The 3,017-nt window shown below is 30.6% G+C and carries 5 protein-coding genes; all 5 read left to right on the forward strand.

The genetic code is table 11. The features are described from left to right. Nucleotides 1-986: hypothetical protein (locus ACIQ2X_RS15240; protein WP_396179818.1), on the forward strand; the 986-nt coding region annotated here is incomplete at its 5' end. Then, nucleotides 929-1,183 (forward strand): AHH domain-containing protein, encoded by a 255-nt coding sequence (locus ACIQ2X_RS15245; RefSeq protein ID WP_396179819.1) that lies wholly within the window; start codon nt 929-931, stop codon nt 1,181-1,183. The genes ACIQ2X_RS15240 and ACIQ2X_RS15245, both read left to right, overlap by 58 nt. A 2-nt stretch (nt 1,184-1,185) precedes the next feature. Continuing rightward, a complete protein-coding gene (locus ACIQ2X_RS15250) occupies nt 1,186-2,016 on the forward strand; it encodes a DUF1963 domain-containing protein (protein WP_396179820.1) in 831 nt (276 codons plus the stop codon). A 63-nt stretch (nt 2,017-2,079) separates the two neighbouring features. Beyond that, on the forward strand, nt 2,080-2,490 hold the full coding sequence (locus ACIQ2X_RS15255; RefSeq protein ID WP_396179821.1) for a hypothetical protein: 411 nt from the start codon (nt 2,080-2,082) through the stop codon (nt 2,488-2,490). A 213-nt stretch (nt 2,491-2,703) separates the two neighbouring features. Then, complete coding sequence (locus tag ACIQ2X_RS15260; RefSeq protein ID WP_396179822.1) at nt 2,704-2,889, forward strand: hypothetical protein; 186 nt, start codon at nt 2,704-2,706, stop codon at nt 2,887-2,889. Nucleotides 2,890-3,017 lie beyond the last annotated feature (128 nt).

Consider the following 3,017-nt stretch of genomic DNA (forward strand, 5'->3'; position numbering starts at 1 on the left):
TCGTGGATTTTTGCAGAAATAATGGCGGTACATTGAGTTCAATTAACAGGCAAAAAATGGTACAAGCACTCACTAATTACCATAATTTTCAGTTAAATTCCCTTTATCCTAATTTAACTTCCATAAGTATTAACAGACTCAACCTCTGGGCATTTTATTCGTTTTTAAATAATAACCTGCTTAATGCAAATGTAAGTGCAATTAATGATGTCAAATCTGATATTCAAAATTTGGAATTTGAACTAGCAAACACAGTTGTAGATTGCTTTTATGAAAACAGAGATGATGAGGATGCAGTTGATTTTGCTACTAATATTATCGATATTGTTGAACAACTAGAATTTGATTCAACTCTCGAACATGTTAACTTAGTAAAAGTAATGTCTTTTACCAAGCAAAATAATTATTACGAAAATCCATTTGACGCTAACTTTTTTCAAAATGTTGATAGTATTTCGTCTGTAAATTTTATGGATCCGAATATGGTATTAAATTTTGTTAGATTATTTGCAGCGCATTATGCAATAGTGAAACACGAAAATCCAAATTGGAAAGAAAGAAAAGTTTTTGCGCAAGCATGGCTAGATACATCACAATTTATATTAGATCTTGCAGGTCTGGTTCCTGTTATCGGAGAAGTCGCGGATTTAACTAATGGTACGATTTACTTAATACAAGGAAACCATACCAACGCCTTATTAAGTTATGGATCCGCAATACCTGTTGCTGGATGGTATACAGCTGGAATAAAAATGGCAAAACGTGCAGATGGTCTTAAATTTTTAGTAGTTGGTACAAATAATTTAATTAATTTTAGAGTGGCAAGCAGTGCGAAATTTAGAGCCATATGGGGTATAGCTGTTGGGGATGCAACAAAACAAGCCCATCATATTATCCCAAGAGGTTCTGCAATAATTGAAATAATGCAGTGCAAAAGGCAGCTCAAGCAAATATTAGTCAAGGATTTCAAATTGATTCAGCGTTAAACGGTATTCCAGTTGCAACTTGGCGGAATCAGCCGAATCATAATCAGTATAATAATTTGATAGAATCAAAATTGGATGCTATACCATCTAATTTGACGCCAAATCAAACTTATGCGGCGGTTTTAAACATAATTAACCAGGCTAAACAAGCTATTATCAATAACCCAAATACACATTTAAATAATTTAGTTTTTTGATTATGTATAAAGACAGAATAGTTGATTTAATAAATAAAAAAGTTAAGGACGAAGAAAAAATAATAAGACTTCTACTTCCAACAATTGGGATTAAGTTAAATAGTGATAAGGCAGAATTTGGTCTTTCAAAAATAGGAGGACTTCCTCCTATTTTTGAAGGCAGTTGGCCATTACTTCAACATTCTCATATGACTTTTCTGGGACAATTATCTTTAAGTCAAATTAATAGTATTAACAAAATATTACCTGACAATGGTTTTTTATGTTTTTTCATATTTACTGGAGACGTTGGGTATAGATATCCAGACAAAAAGGGAGAATTTAAAGTTTTTTATATACAAGAGGGTAATAGTTCAGCGTTCATTCGAACCGATTTTTTAGAAGTGCCAATAATTAAAGAAAGTCAAATTTCATTTTTTGAATATTTTACTTTTCCATCATATCAAGAAAGTAAAATGGAAAAGGAGATTATGACAGAAGAAGAATTGGATATTATTCACGACATTGAATCGGAAATACTTATTTTGATCAATGAAAATTGTGAAACGGAACATCAGTTGTTAGGATATCCAAGAGCATTACAAGGGCCAGTAGAATTTTGGTGGGCTGTGAAATATTTAGGACTATTAGAAAAAGATTCCTATACTGCTGAAGAATTATTTTTAATTAAATCAGAGGCAGAAAATTTTATCCTTATTTTACAAATAAACTTTGGAGATCCAAATATAGAAATTGATTATTTTGGAGATTCTGTTGCCTATTTTGGCATTCATAAAAAGGATTTACAAAATGGCAATTTTGACGACGTAGTTTTAGTCATGCAAAACACATAAAACAAGAAATAGAAGATGCCGGTTGCACGGGCATCGAATTTCAGCCTGTAGAATTATCTATTAATGAATGGCTTCAAGGCGGCGAAAGAGAAAAAATATATGGTAAAACATAAGGCAATGAAAACGAAATTGATCATTTTACTTTTTATAGTAAGTACTAGCGTCTTTTCTCAAAACAAAACAATAGTTCCTGTATCGGGAACTATTGTTTTTGTTAAAGAAGAACGCATTATAGATAAAGATTTATATTTAAAGTCATGGAAAGAATTTATGCCTAAAATGCAAAAAGCACTTGAAGAGCAAATTTATTTAGAGCGCTTAACAGATGGAAAAGTTACTGATACGACACAGCTAAAATTAGCATCACTTACAATGACTGAAAATTTTGAAATGATGCTTCCAATTCTATTGGAAGAAGAAAAACAAGATTTTAAGTTTTATCACGAGTTTAAAAAGGATTCAATCATAAAGTAAGTAACTCTAGATGGTCAATTAATCAATAGCAGAATTTTAATTGATAAAGTTTCGGGGACAGTCACAAATGAATTCGATGAACAGGTCGTCATTGAGAAAAATGAGATACTCAAGCTAACAGAGTTTAAAGATCAAATAAAATCTATAAATGGATATAACTGTTTTAAAGTTATTTACACCTCTAATGAGTCTTCGCAATCTGATTTTGACTTTATGTCAAGCATATTAACTACTACAAGAGCATTATGGGTAACAGATAAAATAAAATGTAATTATCACCCTGTAATTGACGAAAGTGAAATTTTAGAAAAATATTATCCACTCGAAATTATTGAATATTCAGACAGCTTGAAAGGGTTTGAAACACTATATAAGTTAGAAAAATTAGAAATAAAGTAAAAAAGAATGCAATTAAGTTATTGCTCAGATTAAATGTCTTATTTTAAAAATTTAAATCTTTTTGCCACGGATTGTACAGATGAACACAGATTGCTTAGTCTCATAGATTAAAAATCCTTTTAATCTTT

Origin of the sequence: Flavobacterium sp., from assembly GCF_044368625.1 — a bacterium.
In the GTDB taxonomy this organism is placed as follows: domain Bacteria; phylum Bacteroidota; class Bacteroidia; order Flavobacteriales; family Flavobacteriaceae; genus Flavobacterium.

Bases quoted from the DNA above. Each gene is read 5' to 3' on its own strand.
- ACIQ2X_RS15250 (WP_396179820.1), top strand. From the start codon at position 1,186: ATGTATAAAGACAGAATAGTTGATTTAATAAATAAAAAAGTTAAGGAC.
- ACIQ2X_RS15255 (WP_396179821.1), top strand. From the start codon at position 2,080: ATGAATGGCTTCAAGGCGGCGAAAGAGAAAAAATATATGGTAAAACAT.
- ACIQ2X_RS15260 (WP_396179822.1), top strand. From the start codon at position 2,704: ATGTCAAGCATATTAACTACTACAAGAGCATTATGGGTAACAGATAAA.